A 20,263-nucleotide genomic window follows, 5' to 3' on the forward strand; every position below is an offset into this window, starting at 1 on the left:
GGCGGAGGTCAGGCGAGCCGGATCCGCGGGTCGATCAGGGCGTAGACGGCGTCCACGATGATGTTGAAGAAGACGATGGCGCCGGCGGCCAGCAGGGTGACGCCGAGCACCATGGGCAGGTCGCTCTGTTCCACCGACCTCAGCGCGAGCTGGCCGACACCCTGGAGGCTGAAGACCTGCTCCGTGATGATCGCGCCGCCGATCAGCGTGGCGAGGTCGATACCGAAGATGGTCACGATCGGCCCCATCGCGCCGCGCCAGGCGAACCGGAAGAACACGTTGCGGCGGGACAGGCCCTTGGCGCGGGCGGTACGGACGTAGTCCTCGCTGAGCGTCTCGACCAGCTGGGAGCGCGTCATTCGGGTGTAGTTGGCGGTCCAGATCAGGGCCAGCACCAGCCAGGGCAGCAGCAGGCCGGAGACCCAGGCGCCCGGGTTCTCGGTGAGGGGCGTGTAGGAGGGGTTGTCGAGGATGTCGAGCTTCCCGACGAGGAAGTACATCGCGATGTACCCGACGAAGTAGATCTGCATCGACGACGCGACCAGCGAGGCGGAGCTGGCCGCCTTGTCCTGCCACTTGCCCTGCTTCACGGCGGCGGCCATGCCGGCGCCGACACCGAAGACCAGGAAGACGGCGGCGGAGCCGAAGGCGAGCGAGAGGGTCAGCGGGAGCCGGTCCAGGATGGTGCCCAGGACGGGCTCGCGGTTGGCGAAGGAGTAACCGAGGCAGGGCGCGTTGCAGTGCCCGAAGCTGCCGTAGTCCCGGCCGACGAAGATGCCCTTGAGCCAGTACCAGTACTGCACCGGTACCGGGTGGTCGATGCCCATGTTGTGCCGCACCTGCTCCAGAATCGGCTTGGTGCAGTTCTTGCCGCAGGACATCATGGCGGGGTCACGCGGGATGGCGTAGAAGAGCCAGAAGGTGACGGCGCTGATGATCAGGAGGATGACCAGCGCGCCGAAGGTTCGGCGGACAAGGAAGCGGAACATGGGGCGTGACTTTCCGGACGGGGCGCCGTCGCCGGTGTGAGGGGTGGGCCGTAGGGGGCGGCCGGGTGGTGGCCGCCCCCCAGGGGTCGGGCGTGACTACTTCTTGGCGTAGAGCTTGCAGAGCGCGACGCAGGTGTTGGCGCTGTCGTAGACGACGTGGCCGACCTTCGACCCGTACATCCAGTGGCGGATGGGGTGGTAGTCCGGCACGCAGCCCGCGAGCTCCATGATCTGGCGGTCGATGGCGCCCCAGGCGGCGTTGGCCTTCTCGGGGTCGGTGATCTTCGACGCGGCCTCGATCGCCTTGTTGACGCTCGTGTTGTCGAACTGCGACCAGTTCTGGCCGCCGTCGTGGATCTGGCTGCCGTCCCAGGTCGGGTAGAACTCCGAGTAACCGGCGGGCCAGTCCGGGCTCCAGCCCGCGGCGAACATGTCGTAGCCGTTGTCGAGCTTGCTGATCTGGGTGTAGAAGGTCGACTTGTCGACCTGCTTGTTGACCACCTTGAAGCCGGCCGCCTCCAGCGCGTTCTTGATCGCGACAGCCTGCTTCACCGAGTTGTCGGACTGCTGGTAGGCGATGACCAGCTTCTGGCCGACCTTGCCGGCCTCCTTCAGCAGGGCCTTGGCCTTCACCGGGTCACCACCCGGCTTCTGCGTCTTGCCGTACAGGTCGAACTTGTGGTAGCCGGGCGTCACCGGGCTGAAGACGGTGGTGGCCACCTCGGTGATGGACGCGCCACCGCGGATGGTCTGGAGCTGCTGGAGCGGCCAGGCGTAGTTGATGGCCTGGCGGACCTTGACGTCCGTGATGCGCTTGGAGTTGATCGGCCAGTAGTAGGTGGCCGTGTCGACCGCGGTGAGGATGCGGCTCTTGTACTTCGGGTTGGTGAGGACCTGGGCGACGCGCTCGGCGGCGATCTCGTTGAAGATCGACATCGTGTACTGGTCGTTGCCGCGGTCCGAGATGTAGCGGTCCGTCGACGCCAAATTCTGGAAGCCGAACTGGAAGACGTACTTGTCCGGGTAGGCGTTGCGGATCGAGTCCGTCTTCGGGTCCCAGTGCGCGTTGCGCTCGTAGGTCATCGACTTGCCGATCTGACGGCTGCCGATCTTGTACGGGCCGCAGGAGAACGGGCGCTTGTCGTACTTCTCCTTGGTGTCGTGCTTCTTCGACACCAGGGCGTAGCCGCGCATGGCCAGGGTGAAGTTGAAGTCACCGCGCGGCTCGCTGAGGTGGAAGGTGACGGTCTTGCCGGAGATCTCGAGGGAGTCCAGGTGCTTGCCGCCGTAGGGGCCCTTGTAGCCCTTGGCGCCCTCCAGCCAGTTCTGGACGTAGCGCGGACCCTCGGTGATGAAGTCGGCGAAGATGCGCTCGAAGGTGTGGCGGACGTCGTCCATGGAGACGTCCGAGCCGTCCTCCCACTTCAGACCGTCCTTCAGGGTGAAGGACCAGGTCTTGCCGCCGTTCTTCATGGTGCCGGCGTCGGTGGCGAGGTCGCCGACGAGGACGGCGCCACCCTTGTCGTCGATCTTGTAGCCGGTCAGACCGCGCAGGACCGGGACCGTGATCGCGGCCTCGGTGGAGGAGTAGATCTGGGCCGGGTCCAGGTGGTCCATGTCGAACTGGTCGAGGGAGTAGATCGTGCCGCCCTTGACCGCTCCCGTGACCTCGGGCGCCGGACCGGTCGAGTCGGCCTTGGTGCCGACCGCGATCTCGGTCGTCTTGCTGCCGCTGACCGAGGGAGCCTTGTCCCCCTTGCCGTTGCTGTCACCGCCGCTGCCGCAGGCGCTCAGCACGGAGGTGGAGGCCGCGGCCACACCAGTGGCGATCAGGAAGTTTCTACGCGAAAAAGACATGCTGAGCCTGCCTATACGGGTCAATTCGGACGGTCGGAGCCAGCCGGACATCAGCGAACCGGGCCGGGTGGAACGGGGCGTTACCGCCTGGACTTGGGGTCGAGGGCGTCGCGTACGGAGTCCCCGAGCAGGTTGAAGGCGAGGACGAAGATCACCATCGCCAGACCCGGGAAGAGCATGAAGGTGAGGTCCTCGGAGTAGAACTGGGCGCCGCGGGCGATCATGACGCCCCAGTCCGGGGTGGGGTCGATCATGCCGACACCGAGGAACGCGAGGCCCGCCTCCGTGGTCACGAGGGCCGGCAGCAGCAGGGTGGACTGGATCAGGATCGGCGTCCACAGGTTGGGCAGCAGTTCCTTGAAGACGATGCGCATCGGAGACGCGCCCGTGACCTTCGCCGCCTCGACGAACTCCCGCTCGCGCAGGCCGAGTACCTGACCGCGCAGCAGACGGGCGATGGAGGCCCAGCCGAAGAAGGTCAGCACCACGATCAGGGCGGTCGCGCGCAGCGAGGTCGGGATGTCCTCGTCGGCGGCGATGAAGAGGCCGAAGACGACGGGCATGAAGGCGATGAAGAACAGCGTGGAGGGGAACGACAGCAGGATGTCGATGACCCGGCCGACGAAGTAGTCCACCTTGCCGCCCAGGTAGCCCGCGGTGATGCCGATCACGACACCGAAGAGCACGGTGAGCAGGGTGGTCGCCAGGGCGATGCCCAGTGAGTTGCGGATGGAGTACAGCAGGAAGGTGAAGACGTCCCGGCCCAGCTGAGGCTCGACGCCGAACCAGAAGTCCGAGCTCATGCCGCCGTTCGGGCCCGACGGGTAGGCGAACGGGTTGAGGAGGCTCGGGTCCTGGCTCGCGTAGGTGGTGTAGGGGTCCTTGCCGTACAGCTTCGAGATCAGCGGTGCCGCGATGCCGATGGCGAAGAAGAAGATCACGACGCACGCGGATATGACGCCCGTCTTGTCACGCTTGAAGCGCTTCCAGGCAAGTCGTCCCGGAGAGCGGCCCTCGCTGCCCTTCGAGGCGTCCGAAGTGGTCGACTTCGTGACGGTCTCGTCGGTCACCTCGAGCGGGGCAGCCGCGGATGGAGTTGGGGGGGTCATGGTGCTCCTGGCCCAAGCGAGGGTCTGATGACTCCGCAGGGCACTCCCCTACGGGCTACGCCGGACTTTTTCAACGCAATTCATTCAAGGTCAATAAAATCTCGGTCGGCTTGGGTTTCTCTTTACCTTCTTTACTCGTACTTGATCATTCCGTAGCTACGCGGGTAGCGCGCCGTAATCAATCCGTGCTTCACAACGGACCAATTGGACTAAACGGTCAATGCGTTCGTTATGCGGACGGTGGAGTGTCGAAATGCGTACATCGCCGCGTGCGAATCCAACGTTTCCGCATCGTTGCGCAGAGATCCGTTGCACTCCACCCGCAAGATCATCAAGGCGACGGACGGGTGTGTGCCTGCATTCGGATGACGTGTCCGCCCGAAGAGTCATCAATCGGGCTGAGGGTGTGCGATAGATGTCATATCAGCCGATATTGGCTTTTATCGGATCGGTGTTCACGGAGGAGACACGCCCATGCGGGGAACCACCCACGCCCGAGGGGCCGCCTGCGCGGTGGCGGTGGTGGTGGCGCTCGCCGCCGCGGGCTGCGGGGGCGGCGGCTCGGCCGGCGGCACCGGCGGCGCGGTGCTCAGCTCCTCCTGGGGGGACCCGCAGAACCCGCTGGAGCCGGCCAACACCAACGAGGTGCAGGGCGGCAAGGTGCTCGACATGATCTTCCGGGGTCTGAAGAAGTACGACCCGAGAACCGGCAGGGCCACCGACATGCTCGCCGAGTCCATCGACACCCGTGACTCGCGGAACTTCACGATCAGGGTGAAGGAAGGCTGGACCTTCTCCGACGGCGAGAAGGTGACCGCCCGCTCCTTCGTGGACGCCTGGAACTACGGGGCGAGCCTGCGCAACAGCCAGAAGAACGCCTTCTTCTTCGCCTACATCGACGGGTACGACAAGGTCCACCCCGCCCACGGCAGGCAGAGCGCCGACACCCTGCCGGGTTTGAAGGTCGTGGACGAGCGCACCTTCACCGTACGGCTCAACCAGAAGTTCTCCGCCTTCCCCGACACCTTCGGCTACCCCGCCTTCGCCCCGCTGCCCCGCGCCTTCTTCACCGACCACGCGGCCTGGCTGGCGAAGCCGGTCGGCAACGGCCCCTACGCCGTCGAGTCCTACACGAAGGGCTCGCAGATGTACCTGCGGAAGTGGGACGGCTACCCCGGTAACGACAAGGCGCGCAACGGCGGGGTGACCCTCAAGGTGTACACGGACAACAACACCGCCTACACCGACCTGATGGCCGGCAACCTCGACCTCGTGGACGACGTGCCCGCCGCCCAGCTGAAGAACGTCGGCGGCGACCTCGACGACCGCTACCTCAACACCCCGGCCGGCATCATCCAGACCCTGTCCTTCCCCTACTACGACAAGGCGTGGAACCGGCCGGGCTCGGAGAAGGTCCGCACCGGTCTGTCCATGGCGATCAACCGCCGGCAGATCACCGAGACGATCTTCAACCGGACCCGCACCCCCGCCACCGACTGGACCTCCCCGGTGCTCGGACCGGCCGGCGGCTACAAGCCCGGGCTGTGCGGCAGGGCCTGCGAGTACCACCCGGACGAGGCCAGGAAGCTGGTCAAGGAAGGCGGTGGCATCCCCGGTGGCCAGGTCAGGATCACCTACAACGCGGACACGGGCTCGCACAGGCAGTGGGTGGACGCCGTGTGCAACTCCATCAACAACGCCCTGGGCAACGGCAAGGCCTGCGTCGGCAACCCGGTCGGCACCTTCGCCGACTTCCGCAACCGGATCGGCCGGCACGAGATGACCGGTCCCTTCCGCGCGGGCTGGCAGATGGACTACCCGCTGATCCAGAACTTCCTCCAGCCGATGTACTACACGGACGCCCCCTCCAACGACGGCAAATGGTCCGACGACAACTTCGACAAGCTCGTCGACCAGGCCAACGCCGAGACGGACCAGGCCAGGGCCGTCCAGCTGTTCCAGCGGGCCGAGGAGGTCGTCCGGGACCACATGGCCGCCATCCCGCTCTGGTACCAGAACGGCAGCGCCGGCTACTCCCAGCGGCTGTCCGGCGTGGCGCTGAACCCCTTCAGCGTGCCCGTCTACAACGAGATCAAGGTCAGCTGAGCCGCCATGGGACGCTACGTCGTCCGGCGACTGCTCCAGATGATCCCGGTGTTCGTCGGCTCCACCCTGCTGATCTTCCTCATGGTGAACGTGATGGGCGACCCCGTCGCCGGGCTGTGCGGCGAACGGCAGTGCGATCCGGCGACGGCGGCGCAGCTCGAGCAGGAGTTCGGGCTCGACCAGCCGGTCTTCCCGCAGCAGTACCTGGCCTACATGGGAAGGGTCTTCACCGGCGACTTCGGTACGGCGTTCAACGGGCAGAAGGTCACCGAGCTGATGGCGACGGCGTTCCCCGTCACCATCCGGCTCACCGTCGTGGCCATCCTGCTCGAGATCGTCGTCGGCATCACCCTCGGCGTGCTCAGCGGCCTGCGGCGCGGCCGGCCCGTCGACACCGGCGTGCTGCTGCTGACCCTGGTGGTGATCTCCGTCCCCACCTTCGTCACCGGTCTGGTGCTCCAGCTGCTCCTCGGCGTCAAGTGGGGCTGGATCAGGCCCTCCGTCTCCCCGGACGCCGGCTTCGGTGAGCTGCTCGTGCCCGGCCTGGTCCTCGCCTCCGTCTCGCTCGCCTACGTCACCCGGCTGACCCGCACCTCCATCGCCGAGAACAAGCGGTCCGACTACGTCCGCACCGCCGTCGCCAAGGGTCTGCCCCGGCGCCGCGTCATCACCCGGCACCTGCTGCGCAACTCCCTGATCCCCGTGGTCACCTTCATCGGCTTCGACATCGGCGCGCTGATGGGCGGTGCCATCGTCACCGAGCGCATCTTCAACATCCACGGCGTCGGCTACCAGCTCTACCAGGGCATCCTGCGGCAGAACACCCAGACGGTCGTCGGCTTCGTGACCGTGCTCGTCCTCGTCTTCCTGGTCGCCAACCTCCTCGTCGACCTGCTCTACGCCGTACTCGACCCGAGGATCCGCTATGCCTGAGCAGCCGTACGAGCCCGAGCGCGCCATCGCCGGCACCGGCATGGGCGGCGCGATGGACCTGGGCGCGAGCGAGGCCGTCACGCTGGAGAAGGCTGCGGGCGGCCCGGACGGTCCGGGCGGGCCGGACGGCACCGCACCGGTCGGCCGGCCGCGCTCGCTGTGGTCCGACGCCTGGCGCGACCTGCGCCGCAACCCCGTCTTCCTGGTCTCCGCCCTGGTCATCGTCTTCCTGCTCGTCATCTCCGTGTGGCCCTCGGCGATCACCTCCGGCGACCCCCTGACGTGCGACCTCGCCAAGGCCCAGGAGGGCGCGGGGCCCGGCCATCCCTTCGGCTACGACGGCCAGGGCTGCGACGTCTACACGCGCACCGTCTACGGCGCCCGCGCGTCCGTCACGGTCGGCGTGTGCGCCACGCTCGGCGTCCTGCTGTTCGGCTCGGTGCTCGGCGGACTCGCGGGCTACTTCGGCGGAAGGTGGGACGCGGTGCTGTCCCGGATCACCGACGTCTTCTTCGCCATCCCGGTCGTCCTCGGCGGTCTCGTCCTCCTCTCCGTGGTGACCAGCAATACGGTCTGGCCGGTCATCGGGTTCATGGTGCTGCTCGGCTGGCCGCAGATCTCCCGCATCGCACGCGGTTCGGTCATCACCGCCCGGCACCACGACTACGTCCAGGCCGCCCGCGCCCTCGGCGCCTCCGACTCGCGGATCCTGCTCCGGCACATCGCGCCCAACGCGGTGGCCCCGGTCATCGTCGTCGCGACCATCGCGCTCGGCACCTACATCGCCCTGGAGGCGACCCTGTCCTACCTCGGCGTCGGCCTCAAACCGCCCAGCGTCTCCTGGGGCATCGACATCTCCGCCGCGTCCCCCTACATCCGCAACGCCCCGCACGCCCTGCTGTGGCCCTCGGGCGCCCTCGCCGTCACGGTCCTGGCCTTCATCATGCTCGGCGACGCGGTCCGCGACGCCCTCGACCCGAAGCTGAGGTGACGCCGTCGTGCTGCTCGAAGTGCGGGACCTGCACGTGGAGTTCCGGACCCGGGACGGGATCGCGCGCGCCGTCGACGGCGTCGGCTACCGCGTGGACGCCGGTCGGACGCTCGCGGTGCTCGGCGAGTCCGGGTCGGGCAAGTCCGTCACCGCGCAGGCCGTGATGGGCATCCTGGACACGCCGCCGGGGCGGATCACCGGCGGGCGGATCCTCTTCCAGGGGCGGGACCTGCTGACGCTGAAGGGCGAGGAGCGGCGCAGGGTCCGGGGCAGCGCGATGGCGATGATCTTCCAGGACGCGCTGTCCGCCCTCAACCCGGTCATGACGGTGGGGGACCAGCTGGGGGAGATGTTCGTCGTCCACCGCGGGATGTCGAAGAAGGACGCCCGGGCGAGGGCGGTCGGGCTGATGGACCGGGTGCGGATCCCGGCCGCCGCCCAGCGCGCGCGGGACTACCCCCACCAGTTCTCCGGCGGGATGCGCCAGCGCATCATGATCGCCATGGCGCTGGCGCTGGAACCGGCGCTCGTCATCGCCGACGAGCCGACCACCGCCCTGGACGTCACCGTCCAGGCCCAGATCATGGACCTGCTGGCCGAGCTGCGGCGCGAGTACCGCATGGGACTGATCCTGATCACCCACGACCTGGGCGTGGTCGCGGACGTCGCCGACCGGATCGCCGTGATGTACGCCGGACGGATCGTCGAGTCGGCGCCCGTGCGCGACCTCTACAGAGCCCCGGCCCACCCCTACACCCGCGGTCTGCTGGACTCCGTGCCCCGCCTGGACCAGAAGGGACGGCAGCTGTACGCCATCAAGGGCGTCCCGCCGAACCTGACGCGCGTCCCGCCGGGCTGCTCCTTCCATCCGCGCTGTCCGATGGCCCGGGACGTGTGCCGCACCGAGGTCCCCCCGCTGTACGAGGTGTCCGACGAGCGGGGCAGCGCCTGCCACTTCTGGCGGGAGTGCCTGCATGGCTGAGCCGATCCTGGAGGCCGGCGGCCTCGTCAAGCACTACCCGCTCACCCGGGGCGTCCTGTTCCGCAAGCAGGTCGGAGCGGTGAAGGCCGTCGACGGCGTCGACTTCACCCTCGGCAGGGGCGAGACGCTGGGCATCGTCGGGGAGTCGGGCTGCGGCAAGTCGACGGTGGCGAAGCTGCTCTGCAACCTCGAACGGCCGACGGCCGGCTCGATCCGGTTCAAGGGCGAGGACATCACCCGGCTGTCCGGCAGGGCGCTGAAGGCGGTCCGCCGCAACATCCAGATGGTCTTCCAGGACCCCTACACCTCCCTCAACCCCCGGATGACGGTGGGCGACATCATCGGGGAGCCCTACGAGATCCATCCGGAGGCCGCCCCCAAGGGAGACCGGCGCCGCCGGGTGCGGGAGCTGCTGGACGTGGTCGGTCTCGACCCGGACTACGCCGACCGCTATCCGCACCAGTTCTCCGGCGGCCAGCGCCAGCGCATCGGCATCGCCCGCGGGCTGGCGCTGCGTCCGGAGGTGATCGTCGCCGACGAGCCGGTGTCCGCGCTGGACGTCTCGATCCAGGCCCAGGTGATCAACCTCATGGACCGGCTCCAGTCGGAGTTCGACCTCAGTTACGTCTTCATCGCGCACGACCTGTCGATCGTCCGGCACATCTCGGACCGGGTCGCGGTCATGTATCTGGGCCGGATCGTGGAGACCGGACGGGACACCGAGATCTACGAGCATCCGACCCACCCCTACACCCAGGCCCTGCTGTCCGCCGTGCCCGTGCCCGACCCCGAGGCCCGCGCGCACCGGGCGCGGATCATCCTCACCGGTGACGTGCCCTCGCCGACGGACATCCCCTCCGGCTGCCGCTTCCGCACCCGCTGCTGGAAGGCGCGGGACCGGTGTGTCCGGGAGGTCCCGGCCCTCGCGGTCCCCACCGCCTTCCGGGACACCGCCGGTCCCGCCGCCCACGCGTCGGCGTGCCACTTCGCGGCGGAGGCCGTGCCGGGGGAGCGGGTGGGGCCGGGGGCGAACGGCGACGGGCCGGGGTGACATCGCGCACCCCGGCCCGTCCACGGCACCCGCACGGCCGTACGCTGTTCAGCCTCCCGTGTCCGTATATCGGTGCCGCTTCCGTCAAGTTGCCTGCGTGTTAACGCCGTTCACGAAGGCCGGCCCGGCTGCGGGAGGGAGCGCCGGAGGAAGTCCAGCTGGAGCCGGAGCAGGTTCTCCGCGACCGTCTCCTGCGGGGTCATGTGGGTCACGCCGGACAGGGGGAGCACCTCGTGCGGGCGGCCCGCGGCCAGGAGGGCCGAGGACAGGCGCAGGGAGTGTGCGACGACCACGTTGTCGTCCGCCAGCCCGTGAATGATCATCATCGGGCGGTGCGGCTCGGCCGGGCCGACCAGGCCCGCGTCGTCGATCAGCGAGTTGCGGCGGTAGACCTCGGGCTGCTCGTCCGGGTGGCCCAGGTAGCGCTCCTGGTAGTGGGTGTCGTACAGCCGCAGGTCCGTGACGGGGGCACCGACCACCGCCGCGTGGAACACGTCCGGTCGGCGCAGCACCGCGAGGGCGGCCAGATAGCCACCGAAGGACCAGCCGCGGATCGCCACCCGGTCCAGGTCCAGCGGGTACCGCTCGGCGAGGGCGTGCAGCGCGTCGACCTGGTCCTGGAGCACCACGTCCGCCAGGTCGTCCCGGACCGCCTTCTCCCAGGCCGGCGAACGGCCCGGGGTGCCCCGGCCGTCGGCGACGACCACCGCGAAACCCTGGTCGGCGAACCACTGGGAGGTCAGATGGGCGTTGTGCGCGGCGACGACCCGCTGGCCGTGCGGGCCGCCGTAGGGGTCCATGAGCACCGGCAGGGGAGTGTCACCGTGGTAGTCCCGTGGCATAAGCACGGCGCACGGCATTCGACGTGCGCCCCCCTCGGTGAGGGAAACTCGTGGGGACAGACCGGGATCTTCGGCGTACGACCGGACAGTCGCCGCCGGTTTTCCGTCAGCCAGCACCTGGACCCGGGTGCCGGGCCGGTCCAGCGCGGCGGACACCAGTACGGTCACGCTCCCGGAGCGCACCGCCCCGTGCACGCCGGGCTCCTGGGACAGCCGTTCCACGCCCAGTTCGTTCACCCGGTACACATGGACTTCGCCAATTTCCGGCGTCGGGGCCTCCGGGCCGGAAGAGGCGGAAACCAGTACGTCGTCCGCACCCACGTCCAGTACCGCCCGGACGTGCAACTGGCCGCTGGTCAGCGGGCGTTCGCCGACCGTCAGGACCCGCGCACCGCCTTCGTCGGCGATCCGGACAAGATGCCCGGACGGGCTCCAGCAGGGCACTCCGGCGAACAGTTCCAGCCAACTTGGATCTTCATCGGCGTGGACCATCCGCGTGGCACCCGTGTCCGGATCCACCGCCAGGAACAGCTGGCTGCGCTGGTCCCGCGCCTGCACGAGCAGCAGCGGCGCACCCGCCTCTGACCAGTGCACACGCGCCAGATACGGATAGCGCGACCGGTCCCAGGAGACCTCCGTGCGCGCCCCGTCCAGCCCGTACACGAACAGGCGTACGTCGGCGTTCGCCGTGCCCGCCGCCGGGTACCTGACGTGGAGCGGCTCACGATCCGGGCGGGCCGGATCCGCGATCCACCACCGCCGCACCGGCGTGTCGTCCACGCGCGCCACGAGCAGCCGGTCCGACCCCGGCGCCCACCAGAACCCCCGCGAACGGGTCATCTCCTCGGCCGCGACGAACTCCGCCAGGCCGTACGAGACGTCCGCCGACTCCGGCTCGGCCAGCGCCCGGTCGTCCTCACCCCGGGCACCCACCACCCGCAGCGCGCCCCGGGCGACGTACGCGATGTGCCGTCCGTCGGGCGAGGGACGGGGGTCGACAACCGGCCCCGGAACGACCAGTTCACGTGCCTCGCCGGTCCGCAGTCCGGCCGTGAAAAGCCGCCCTGACAAGGCGAAAGACGCCAACTCCAGGTTGCCGTCGGTGGCATACCCGACGATGCCGGCGCCTCCCTCCCGGCTGCGCTCCCGGCGGGCCCGCTCCACGGCCGACAGCTCTTCGGTGGCGCCCCGCAGGAGCGCGTCGGGGTCGGCCGCGAGGCGCTCCGCGCCCTCCGGCAGATCAAGGACCCACAGGGAGTTCGCCCGGTCTGTACCGGAGCCGGAGCGCAGGAACGCGACACGTGAACCGTCGGGGGCCACGCTGAAGGCACGCGGCGCGCCGAGCGTGAACCGCTGGGTCCGGGCGTGCCGACGGGGGAAGGAGTCAGCCTCGGTCGTCATACCCCGACCATATTGGCCATGCGCCCCCTTGTGCGGCCGTGCGCCGAGCGATGCGCGAGTACGGATAGTTATGATCACTACCGCTGTGTGGGTATGAACCTGCTGGCGTCCGCATGGAGTTGCTCTACACCCGCCGCGTCCCTGGGATCTTTGGAGGTGAGCCGCCGTGGCACTCTCGATTTCGGCGGTGGTGCTGCTGGCGATCATCGTCTTCCTGCTGGTCAAGAAGTCGGGACTGAAGGGCGGCCACGCGGTCGTCTGCGTCCTGCTCGGCTTCTATCTCGCCTCCTCGACCGTCGCGCCGACGATCAGCGAGCTGACCACCAACGTCGCCAGCATGATCGGCAGCATCAAGTTCTGACGGCGGCTGTCGCGGGCACCGGCGCCCGGCCTCGTAGGGTGGTCCCATGACGGAACTGCCAGCGCGGCGTCTGCTGCTGGTGCACGCGCACCCGGACGACGAGTCGATCAACAACGGCGCGACCATGGCCCGGTACGCCGCCGAGGGCGCTCACGTGACCCTGGTCACATGCACCCTCGGGGAGCGCGGGGAGGTCATCCCGCCGGAGCTGCGGCAGCTGACGGGCCCCGCGCTGGGTGCGCACCGGCGCGGCGAGCTGGCCGCCGCCCTCGGCGCGCTCGGGGTCACGGACGCCCGGCTGCTCGGCGGCGCCGGGCGCTACGGCGACTCCGGGATGATGGGCATCGCCGACAACGACGACCCCGGCTGCTTCTGGCAGGCCGACGTGGACGAGGCCGCCGGCCACCTCGCCGAGGTGATCCTGGAGGTCCGCCCGCAGGTCCTCGTCACCTACGACGACAACGGCGGCTACGGCCACCCCGACCACGTCCAGGCGCACCGCGTCGCCATGCGCGCCGTCGAACTGGCGGACGAGCGCGGGCACCGGGTCGCCAAGGTGTACTGGAACCGCGTCCCCCGCTCCGTCGCCGAGGCCGCCTTCGCCCGCCTCCACGACGAGCTGCCCGCACTGTCGTTCGACAAGGGTGCGTCCGTGGACGACGTACCCGGCGTCGTGGACGACGAGCGGATCACCACCACGGTCGACGGCACCGCGTACGCCGCCGCCAAGGCCGCCGCGATGCGCGCCCACGTCACCCAGATCGAGGTGGCCGAGCCCTACTTCGCGCTCTCCAACGCGCTCGCCCAGCCCCTGTTCACCACCGAGTACTACGAGTTGGTCCGCGGGAGCGGGCAGCGCGGCGAGACCGACCTGTTCGCAGGCGTCGAGGAGGCGGCATGAGCGGCACCGGCCCGGGGTCCCTGCTCGCCCAGCCGCTGCGCCCGCCGTCCGCCGGACGGGCCGCCGCCCACGCCGGCCTCTTCCTGCTCGGCGCGGTCGTGGGCCTCGCCGGCGCCCTGGTCCAGGCCGGCTGGTTCCCCGGCGGACTGCTGCTCGCCCTCGCGGGCGCCGGCGGACTGTTCCTCGGCGGGGCACACGCCACCGGCGGCCGGGGCGGGGCGGTCGCGCCGGCGGCCGGCTGGATCGTCGCCGTCATCCTGCTCACCACCTCACGCCCCGAGGGCGACTTCCTGTTCGGCGCCGGCGCCGGCTCCTACCTCTTCCTGCTCGGCGGCATGGCACTCGCTGTGATCTGCGCCACCGTCGGCGCCGGACGGCAACCCGGCGGCGGCTCCGCCCGACTTGGCAAGTGACGTACCACTTCGCCGTGCGCCGCCGGTGCGGGTCCGGTGCGGGTTTAGTCGGCGGTCATGGGATACGCGCCAGAAGTGGCCAGTATGGTGGTGCGCGCCGCCGAGCCTCCCCCAAGTGCTCGACTTCGCTCGTGCCGGGGGACCCTCACGCGCAGTGAGGTCGTAACGGGCGGCGGAGCCAACCGGGAGAACCTGCCTTGAGTCGTGAAACTGACACTCCGTCCTCCGGGCCCAGCGGGCGCGGCGGAGCCGCATACCCCTCCGGCACGCCGCCGTACGGGACCCCCTTGGCTTCCGACGACGCTACGGGCGCGGGCCGTTCGGGCACGCGGCCCGAGGAGAAGAAGACCGAGACCACGCTGACGACCCGGATCCGGATCAACATCCCCGGATCGCGGCCCATCCCGCCGGTCGTCATGCGCAAGCCCGTGGGGGACGGCGAGAGCGCCGGCGAGGAGCAGCCCGCCGCCGAGCCGGTTCCCGCGGCCGAGCGGGCCCCCGCCGGTCCCGCCGAGGCCCCGGCCGAGCCCGCGGCCCCGGGGGACGACAGGACCAGCGACTGGTTCGCGCCCCGCAAGTCCGCGCCCGGCAAGGGCGCTCCGGGCGGCGGCGGCACGAACGGCGCCGGGATGCCCGGCGGTTCCACCGCGGCCACCGCCGCCCCCGGTGTGCCGGGCGCCCGTACGGGTGGTCCGGGAGCGTCCGGGGCGGCCGGTGCCACCGGCGCGCGTCCCGGTGGCGGCCGTCCCGGCGGTGTGGTCGGCTCCATGAGCGTGCCGGGCGCCCGCTCCGGCGGCACCAACGGCAAGGGCCTGCCCGGCGGCGCCACCGGTGGCCCCGTCGCTCCCGGCCACGGCGGCGGCACCGGCTCCTTCGACGTCACCGAGGCGCTGAACGCGGGTCAGGTGAGCGGCGCCTCCCGCCCCGGCCCCTCCGGCCCCTCCGGCCCCGGCGAGCCCCGCCGCGACGACCTGCCGTACTTCTCGGAGACCGGCACCCAGGACGGCTACGGCGGCGCCGGTACGGCGGGCGCGGGCGGCCAGGACGGTCTCGGCGCCGGTACGGCGGGCGTGGGCGGTGCGAGCGGTCGCGACGGTCACGGTGGCGCCGGTACCGCCGGTGCGGGCAGCCGGGACGGCTACGGCGGCACCGCGGGCGGTGGCAACGGCCACGGCGGTCCCGGCGGTCCCAGCGGCTTCAGCGGCCCGGGCGCACACGGCGGCCCCGGCGGCCCGCAGGGCCCGGCCGGCCCCACCAGCGGCCCTGCCACCGGTGACGGTTCCCTCGTCCCACCGGGCGGCGAGCCCTTCGACGGCCCGGCCGGCGGCTACGGCACCCCGGGCGGCCGGGGCACCCCGCCCGCCCGCAGCGCCCTCGCCGGCCTCGACGGCCCCACCGGCCCCGGTGGCCCGCGGGCCACCCCCGGCGGCGGCCCCGCGGGGCGCGGACCCGGCGGACTCAGCGACGACACCGCGGTCCTCACCCCGCAGAAGCCGGCCCCGGAACCGGGCACGCCCGGCTATCGTTCCCCGGCCGCCGACAACGTCTCCGGTCACACCGTCACCAGTGGCATCCCGGTCGTCCCCGGCGCCGGGAAGTCCCCGTTCGGCACCCACGCCGACGGCGGCCCCGCGGCGCCCGCCGCGCCCCGGCCGGAGCCGGCCCCCGCGCCCAAGGCGGCGGCCAGGCCGAAGAAGAAGGGCCGCAGCAAGCTGGTGCTGCTCGCCGTCGGCGTGGTCGTCGTCGCGGGCGGTGCCTACGGCGCGGGACTGCTGATGAACCACACCGACGTGCCCAAGGGCACCACCGTGCTCGGGGTCGACATCGGCGGCGGCACCCGCGACGACGCCGTCAAGAAGCTGGACGACGCCTTCGGCAGCCGGGTGAACAAGCCGCTGAAGCTGGCCGTGGGCGGCCGGACGGTCGCCCTCCCCCCGGAGAACGCCGGACTCCAGTTCGACTACCAGGCCACGGTGAGCGAGGCCGCCAAGAGCGACTACAACCCGGTCCACGTGATCGGCTCCCTCTTCGGGCAGAAGCGTGTGGTCCAGCCGGCCATGCCGGTGGACGAGGAGAAGCTCCAGGCCGCCCTCCAGCAGGCCGGTGGCGGCTCCGGCTCGGTCACCGACGGCACCATCAGGTTCGACCACGGCCGGGCGGTCGCCGTCTACGGCAAGCCGGGCAAGGCCATCGACGCCGCCCGGTCGACCCAGGCGGTCGAACAGGCGTACCGCACCCTGGTGGAGACGGGCACCGCGTCGTCGGTCGGCGTGCCGACGACCACCAAGGAGCCGACGGTCTCCAACGCCGAGGTCGACCGGATGATGAAGGAGTTCGCCAAGCCGGCGATGTCCGGGAACGTGACCGTGCAGACCGACGCGGCCCATGTGGTCCCGATGAGCCCGCAGAACTCGCTGTGGAAGTTCCTCAGGGTCACGGCCGTCGACGGCAAGCTGGTCGACAAGCCCGACCTGGCCGCCCTCAAGCAGCTGTACGGGCAGGCCTTCGACGGGGTGCTCATCACCCGCGGCAACGGCAAGAAGACGGCCGTCACCCCCGAGGACGTCTACGCCGCCCTGCGCCAGGCCCTGATGAGCAGGACCAACCGGGTCGCGGTGATCGCCACCAACCCCAGCTAGGCCCTCTCGTCCGGATCAGGCCGGGTCCCTGATCCGGCCTGATCCGAACGAAGGACCCCAGCCGCCGTCACCCCGGGGCGCCCCCTGCCGGGGCGCCCCGGGGGCCGTGTCATCCGGTCCGCATGACATCCGTCATCCGGCACACAGGACCGCCGGCACTGCCGGGCCCGGTTCCCTCTCCGCCAGCATGGACGGCATGACGACGACAGCGGCACCGGCCACCACCGCCCCGGTGGTGGGGTTCGACCAGGTGACCAAGACGTACGGGAGCGTGCGGGCCGTCGACGGCCTCTCGCTCCGGCTGTACCCGGGCGAGACCGTCGCCCTCCTCGGCCCGAACGGGGCCGGCAAGTCCACCACCCTGGACCTCCTCCTCGGCCTCAAGCAGGCCGACAGCGGCGCGGTGCGCCTGTTCGGCACCAGCCCCCGCGAGGCGATCGTCGCGGGCCGGGTCGGGGCCATGCTCCAGAGCGGCGGGCTGATGGACGAGGTCACCGTCGCCGAGCTGGTGAAGCTGGCCTGCTCGCTGCACCCGAGGCCGTACCCGGTGGCCGACGTGCTCGCCCGGGCGGGCGTCACGCAGATCGCCGGCCGCAAGGTCGACAAGCTCTCCGGCGGCCAGGCCCAGCGCGTCCGCTTCGCCCTCGCCACCGCCGGCGACAGCGACCTGATCGTGCTGGACGAGCCGACCACCGGCATGGACGTCTCCGCCCGGCAGGCGTTCTGGGCCACCATGCGCGAGCAGGCCGACCGGGGCCGCACGGTCCTCTTCGCCACCCACTACCTCGAAGAGGCCGACGCCATCGCCGACCGGGTGCTGGTCCTGCACCGGGGCCGGCTCCTCGCCGACGGCACCGCCGCCGAGATCAAGGCCAGGGCCGGCGCCCGCCGGGTCTCCTTCGACCTGGCGGGCGAGATCGACGAGAGCGCCCTGCGGGCCCTGCCGCACCTCACGTCCCTGGACGTGTCGGGCCACACCGTCCGCATCCAGTCCGCCGACGCCGACGCGACCGTCCACGCCCTGTACGGCCTCGGCGTCTACCCCCGCAACCTCGAAGTCGCCGGGCTCGGCCTGGAGCAGGCCTTCGTCGCCATCACCGCCGCCGAGGAGGCGAAGCAGCCGTGAACAGCCTGATCAGACTGGAACTCACCCGCGCCCTGCGCAACCGCAAGTTCCTGTTCTTCTCCGTGATCTACCCCTCGGGCCTGTTCCTGCTGATCGCGGGCAACGCCGACAGCCACACCAGGATCGACGGCACGGGCCTGACCCTGCCGACGTACATGATGGTCTCCATGGCGTCCTTCGGCGCGCTGACGGCCGTCCTGATGGGCAACAGCGAGCGCATCGCCAAGGAGCGCGAGAACGGGTGGGTACGGCAGCTGCGGCTGACCACGCTGCCCGGGCGCGGGTACGTCCTCGCCAAGACCGCCGGTGCGGCCGTGGTCAGCCTGCCGTCCATCGTGATCGTGTTCGTGGTAGCCGCGGCGGTCAAGGACGTACGCCTGGACGCCTGGCAGTGGCTGGCGCTGAGCGGCGCCATCTGGGCCGGCAGCCTGGTCTTCGCCGCGCTCGGCGTCGCCATCGGCTACCTCGCCAGCGGAGACGCGGTCCGTCCGATCACCATGATCACCTACTTCGGTCTGTCCATGCTGGGCGGTCTGTGGATGCCGACGACCACCTTCCCGCGGTGGCTCCAGGACATCGCCGAGTGGCTGCCCACGCACGCGTACGCTTCCCTCGGGCGGGCGATCGAACAGAGCCAGGCCCCGCACGCCCGCGACATCGCCGTCCTCGCCGTCTCCTTCGTCGTCTTCGCGGGCGGCGCGGCCTGGCTGTACCGGAAGGACACGCTGAAGGCGTGAGCGCCATGACGGAAGACCGCCAGGCAGGAACCGCGCGGCCCGCCCCCGTGGGACTGCCGCCCCGCGACCGGCGCGAACTGCTGGTCAAGACGCTGTGGATCGGGGTCTGGCTGGTGTTCCTCAGCTCCCCGGTCGGTGACCTGGTCCACGGCGGCCACACCACCGGCGCCACTGTGGCCGGCTCAGTGGGACTCGCCGCGTTCGTGGGGGTCTACCTGACGCTGGTCTTCCGCAACATCGGCCGCCCGTTCGCCCCGCGCGTCGTGCTCACACTGGGCGGGATCCTCGGTGTCCTCGCCCCCGTGCTGGCCCTCACCCTCGGCAGCGCCTGGCTGGGCCTCTTCGTCTACCTGTCGGTCGCCTGGGGGGCCACCCTGCCGCTGCGGGCGGCCTACTGGGCCGTCCCGGCCTCCGCACTGGTGATGTACCTGATCGGCCTGCGCTCCGACGAGCAGGAGGCGCGGGGGCTGCTCCTGCTGGTGCTGCTCATCGGGTTCGCGATGACCGGCGTCGGTCAGCTGGTTCGCACCACGATCGAGTTGCGCAAGGCCCGGGCGACCGTGGCCCAGCTCGCCGCCAACGAGGAGCGCCTGCGCCTCGCCCGCGACCTGCACGACCTGCTCGGCCACTCACTGTCGCTGATCACGCTGAAGAGCGAGCTGGCCGGCCGGATGCTGCCCGGCCGGCCCGACCAGGCCGCCCAGCAGGTCGCCGACATCGAACGGGTCAGCCGGCAGGCCCTGGTGGACGTCCGGGAGGCCGTCACCGGCTACCGGCGGCCCCGGATCGCCGCCGAACTCGCCGGGGTCCAGGTCGCCCTGACCGCCGCCGGAGTCACCGCCGACCTGCCCGCCGAACCCGACCTCACCGGAGTCCCCGAGGAGGCCGAGTCCGCGCTGGCCTGGGCGCTGCGCGAGGCGGTCACCAACGTGGTCCGGCACAGCGGCGCCGACCGCTGCGCCGTCCGGCTGCTGCACCGCCAGACCCTGGACGGGCCGATGCTCGAACTCTCCGTCGAGGACAACGGGACGGGCGGCGCCGGCGCGGGCCCCGGCAACGGCCTGACGGGCCTGACCGAGCGGCTGGAGAAGGCCGGCGGTGGTCTGGAGGCGGGCCGGGTCAGGCACGGGTTCCGGCTGGTCGCCCGCGTGCCCACGGCCGCCGCGGCGGACGTAGGATCCGGGGCATGACGAGCAAGATCAGAGTCCTGCTGGCCGAGGACCAGTCGATGGTCCGTGAGGCGCTGGCGGCGCTGCTCGGCCTGGAGGACGACATCGAGGTCGTCGCCCAGGTCGCGCGCGGCGACGAGGTGCTCGCGGCCGTCGGCGCACACGGCGTGGACGTCGCCCTGCTCGACATCGAGATGCCCGGCTGCACCGGCATCGAGGCCGCCGCCCAGATCCATCGCGCGTTTCCACAGGTCAAGCTGGTCGTCCTCACCACCTTCGGCCGGCCCGGCTATCTGCGCAGCGCCATGGAGGCGGGCGCCGACGCCTTCCTCGTCAAGGACGCCCCGGCCGCCCAGCTCGCCGAGGCGGTCCGCCGGGTGCTGGCCGGGGAACGGGTGATCGACCCGACCCTGGCAGCCGCCGCGCTCGCCGACGGCGCCAACCCGCTCACCGAGCGGGAACGCGAGGTGCTCCGCGCGGCGGCCGACGGCTCCACCAACGCCGAACTGGCGCGGGCCCTGCACCTGTCCCAGGGCACGGTCCGCAACTACCTCTCCACCGCCATACAGAAACTGGCGGTGCGCAACCGCGCGGAGGCCGTGCGGATCGCCCGGGAGAAGGGCTGGCTGTGAGGGCCTTTCGCCGGGTGACGGCAG

General features: G+C 70.9%; 17 protein-coding genes. 13 read left to right on the top strand and 4 right to left on the bottom strand.

Going from position 1 to position 20,263, the window contains the following annotated elements:
* Nucleotides 1-8 precede the first annotated feature (8 nt).
* The 3 genes from ACF1BE_RS11220 to ACF1BE_RS11230 all read right to left on the bottom strand — a co-directional run bounded on the left by ACF1BE_RS11220 (nucleotide 9) and on the right by ACF1BE_RS11230 (nucleotide 3,955).
* The gene (locus tag ACF1BE_RS11220) at nucleotides 9-989 is read right to left on the bottom strand and encodes an ABC transporter permease (protein ID WP_392198730.1); all 981 of its coding nucleotides are present in this window, start codon (nucleotides 987-989) and stop codon (nucleotides 9-11) included.
* 96 nt (nucleotides 990-1,085) lie between these two features.
* A complete protein-coding gene (locus tag ACF1BE_RS11225; protein ID WP_392198731.1) occupies nucleotides 1,086-2,846 on the bottom strand; it encodes an ABC transporter substrate-binding protein in 1,761 nt (586 codons plus the stop codon).
* Nucleotides 2,847-2,926: 80 nt separating this feature from the next.
* On the bottom strand, nucleotides 2,927-3,955 hold the full coding sequence (locus ACF1BE_RS11230; RefSeq protein WP_392198732.1) for an ABC transporter permease: 1,029 nt from the start codon (nucleotides 3,953-3,955) through the stop codon (nucleotides 2,927-2,929).
* Nucleotides 3,956-4,429: 474 nt separating this feature from the next.
* Here ACF1BE_RS11230 and ACF1BE_RS11235 point away from each other — a divergent pair, with 474 nt between their 5' ends.
* Genes ACF1BE_RS11235 through ACF1BE_RS11255 form a run of 5 tightly spaced genes read left to right on the top strand, consistent with a single transcriptional unit; the run spans nucleotide 4,430 to nucleotide 10,018 of the window.
* Nucleotides 4,430-6,061: an ABC transporter substrate-binding protein gene (locus ACF1BE_RS11235; protein ID WP_392198733.1), complete on the top strand. Its 1,632-nt coding sequence runs from the start codon at nucleotides 4,430-4,432 to the stop codon at nucleotides 6,059-6,061.
* Nucleotides 6,062-6,067: 6 nt separating this feature from the next.
* Nucleotides 6,068-6,994 (top strand): ABC transporter permease, encoded by a 927-nt coding sequence (locus ACF1BE_RS11240; protein ID WP_392198734.1) that lies wholly within the window; start codon nucleotides 6,068-6,070, stop codon nucleotides 6,992-6,994.
* Nucleotides 6,987-7,985, top strand: coding sequence for an ABC transporter permease (locus ACF1BE_RS11245; RefSeq protein ID WP_392198735.1), 999 nt, complete (start codon nucleotides 6,987-6,989; stop codon nucleotides 7,983-7,985). Before ACF1BE_RS11240 ends, ACF1BE_RS11245 begins: the two co-directional genes overlap by 8 nt.
* Nucleotides 7,986-7,992: 7 nt before the next feature.
* Nucleotides 7,993-8,967, top strand: coding sequence for an ABC transporter ATP-binding protein (locus ACF1BE_RS11250; protein WP_392198736.1), 975 nt, complete (start codon nucleotides 7,993-7,995; stop codon nucleotides 8,965-8,967).
* Entirely contained in the window at nucleotides 8,960-10,018 is a 1,059-nt protein-coding gene (locus ACF1BE_RS11255) for an ABC transporter ATP-binding protein (protein ID WP_392198737.1), read from the top strand. Before ACF1BE_RS11250 ends, ACF1BE_RS11255 begins: the two co-directional genes overlap by 8 nt.
* Nucleotides 10,019-10,128: 110 nt before the next feature.
* Here the strand turns inward: ACF1BE_RS11255 and ACF1BE_RS11260 are convergent, their stop codons facing one another.
* Nucleotides 10,129-12,261 carry a prolyl oligopeptidase family serine peptidase gene (locus tag ACF1BE_RS11260; protein ID WP_392198738.1) on the bottom strand — a complete coding sequence of 711 codons (2,133 nt, stop codon included), beginning with the start codon at nucleotides 12,259-12,261 and terminating at the stop codon, nucleotides 10,129-10,131.
* 166 nt (nucleotides 12,262-12,427) lie between these two features.
* On the opposite strand from ACF1BE_RS11260, the gene ACF1BE_RS11265 reads away from it, so the two are divergent.
* From ACF1BE_RS11265 to ACF1BE_RS11300, 8 genes are all read left to right on the top strand, one after another.
* Nucleotides 12,428-12,622 (top strand): hypothetical protein, encoded by a 195-nt coding sequence (locus ACF1BE_RS11265; RefSeq protein WP_361447744.1) that lies wholly within the window; start codon nucleotides 12,428-12,430, stop codon nucleotides 12,620-12,622.
* Nucleotides 12,623-12,668: 46 nt separating this feature from the next.
* Complete coding sequence (gene mshB / locus ACF1BE_RS11270; RefSeq protein WP_392198739.1) at nucleotides 12,669-13,523, top strand: N-acetyl-1-D-myo-inositol-2-amino-2-deoxy-alpha-D-glucopyranoside deacetylase; 855 nt, start codon at nucleotides 12,669-12,671, stop codon at nucleotides 13,521-13,523.
* The gene (locus ACF1BE_RS11275; RefSeq protein WP_392198740.1) at nucleotides 13,520-13,936 is read left to right on the top strand and encodes a DUF6113 family protein; all 417 of its coding nucleotides are present in this window, start codon (nucleotides 13,520-13,522) and stop codon (nucleotides 13,934-13,936) included. The genes mshB and ACF1BE_RS11275 overlap by 4 nt, the downstream gene beginning before the upstream one ends.
* Before the next feature lie 197 nt (nucleotides 13,937-14,133).
* The gene (locus ACF1BE_RS11280; protein ID WP_392198741.1) at nucleotides 14,134-16,575 is read left to right on the top strand and encodes a hypothetical protein; all 2,442 of its coding nucleotides are present in this window, start codon (nucleotides 14,134-14,136) and stop codon (nucleotides 16,573-16,575) included.
* Nucleotides 16,576-16,771: 196 nt separating this feature from the next.
* Nucleotides 16,772-17,701: an ABC transporter ATP-binding protein gene (locus ACF1BE_RS11285; protein WP_392198742.1), complete on the top strand. Its 930-nt coding sequence runs from the start codon at nucleotides 16,772-16,774 to the stop codon at nucleotides 17,699-17,701.
* On the top strand, nucleotides 17,698-18,438 hold the full coding sequence (locus ACF1BE_RS11290; protein WP_392198743.1) for an ABC transporter permease: 741 nt from the start codon (nucleotides 17,698-17,700) through the stop codon (nucleotides 18,436-18,438). Before ACF1BE_RS11285 ends, ACF1BE_RS11290 begins: the two co-directional genes overlap by 4 nt.
* Complete coding sequence (locus tag ACF1BE_RS11295) at nucleotides 18,435-19,628, top strand: sensor histidine kinase (protein ID WP_392198744.1); 1,194 nt, start codon at nucleotides 18,435-18,437, stop codon at nucleotides 19,626-19,628. The genes ACF1BE_RS11290 and ACF1BE_RS11295 overlap by 4 nt, the downstream gene beginning before the upstream one ends.
* Nucleotides 19,625-20,239, top strand: a complete 615-nt coding sequence (locus ACF1BE_RS11300; RefSeq protein WP_392198745.1) for a response regulator — start codon at nucleotides 19,625-19,627, stop codon at nucleotides 20,237-20,239. Before ACF1BE_RS11295 ends, ACF1BE_RS11300 begins: the two co-directional genes overlap by 4 nt.
* Nucleotides 20,240-20,263: the final 24 nt, after the last annotated feature.

It is taken from the genome of Streptomyces sp. NPDC014991, from assembly GCF_043080665.1.
Taxonomy (GTDB): Bacteria; Actinomycetota; Actinomycetes; order Streptomycetales; family Streptomycetaceae; genus Streptomyces.

What these genes read in the sequence shown, in the direction of transcription:
- ACF1BE_RS11220 (WP_392198730.1), bottom strand. Translation starts at nt 989, where the DNA reads ATGTTCCGCTTCCTTGTCCGCCGAACCTTCGGCGCGCTGGTCATCCTC.
- ACF1BE_RS11225 (WP_392198731.1), bottom strand. Translation starts at nt 2,846, where the DNA reads ATGTCTTTTTCGCGTAGAAACTTCCTGATCGCCACTGGTGTGGCCGCG.
- ACF1BE_RS11230 (WP_392198732.1), bottom strand. Translation starts at nt 3,955, where the DNA reads ATGACCCCCCCAACTCCATCCGCGGCTGCCCCGCTCGAGGTGACCGAC.
- ACF1BE_RS11235 (WP_392198733.1), top strand. Translation starts at nt 4,430, where the DNA reads ATGCGGGGAACCACCCACGCCCGAGGGGCCGCCTGCGCGGTGGCGGTG.
- ACF1BE_RS11240 (WP_392198734.1), top strand. Translation starts at nt 6,068, where the DNA reads ATGGGACGCTACGTCGTCCGGCGACTGCTCCAGATGATCCCGGTGTTC.
- ACF1BE_RS11245 (WP_392198735.1), top strand. Translation starts at nt 6,987, where the DNA reads ATGCCTGAGCAGCCGTACGAGCCCGAGCGCGCCATCGCCGGCACCGGC.
- ACF1BE_RS11255 (WP_392198737.1), top strand. Translation starts at nt 8,960, where the DNA reads ATGGCTGAGCCGATCCTGGAGGCCGGCGGCCTCGTCAAGCACTACCCG.
- ACF1BE_RS11260 (WP_392198738.1), bottom strand. Translation starts at nt 12,261, where the DNA reads ATGACGACCGAGGCTGACTCCTTCCCCCGTCGGCACGCCCGGACCCAG.
- mshB (WP_392198739.1), top strand. Translation starts at nt 12,669, where the DNA reads ATGACGGAACTGCCAGCGCGGCGTCTGCTGCTGGTGCACGCGCACCCG.
- ACF1BE_RS11275 (WP_392198740.1), top strand. Translation starts at nt 13,520, where the DNA reads ATGAGCGGCACCGGCCCGGGGTCCCTGCTCGCCCAGCCGCTGCGCCCG.
- ACF1BE_RS11285 (WP_392198742.1), top strand. Translation starts at nt 16,772, where the DNA reads ATGACGACGACAGCGGCACCGGCCACCACCGCCCCGGTGGTGGGGTTC.
- ACF1BE_RS11300 (WP_392198745.1), top strand. Translation starts at nt 19,625, where the DNA reads ATGACGAGCAAGATCAGAGTCCTGCTGGCCGAGGACCAGTCGATGGTC.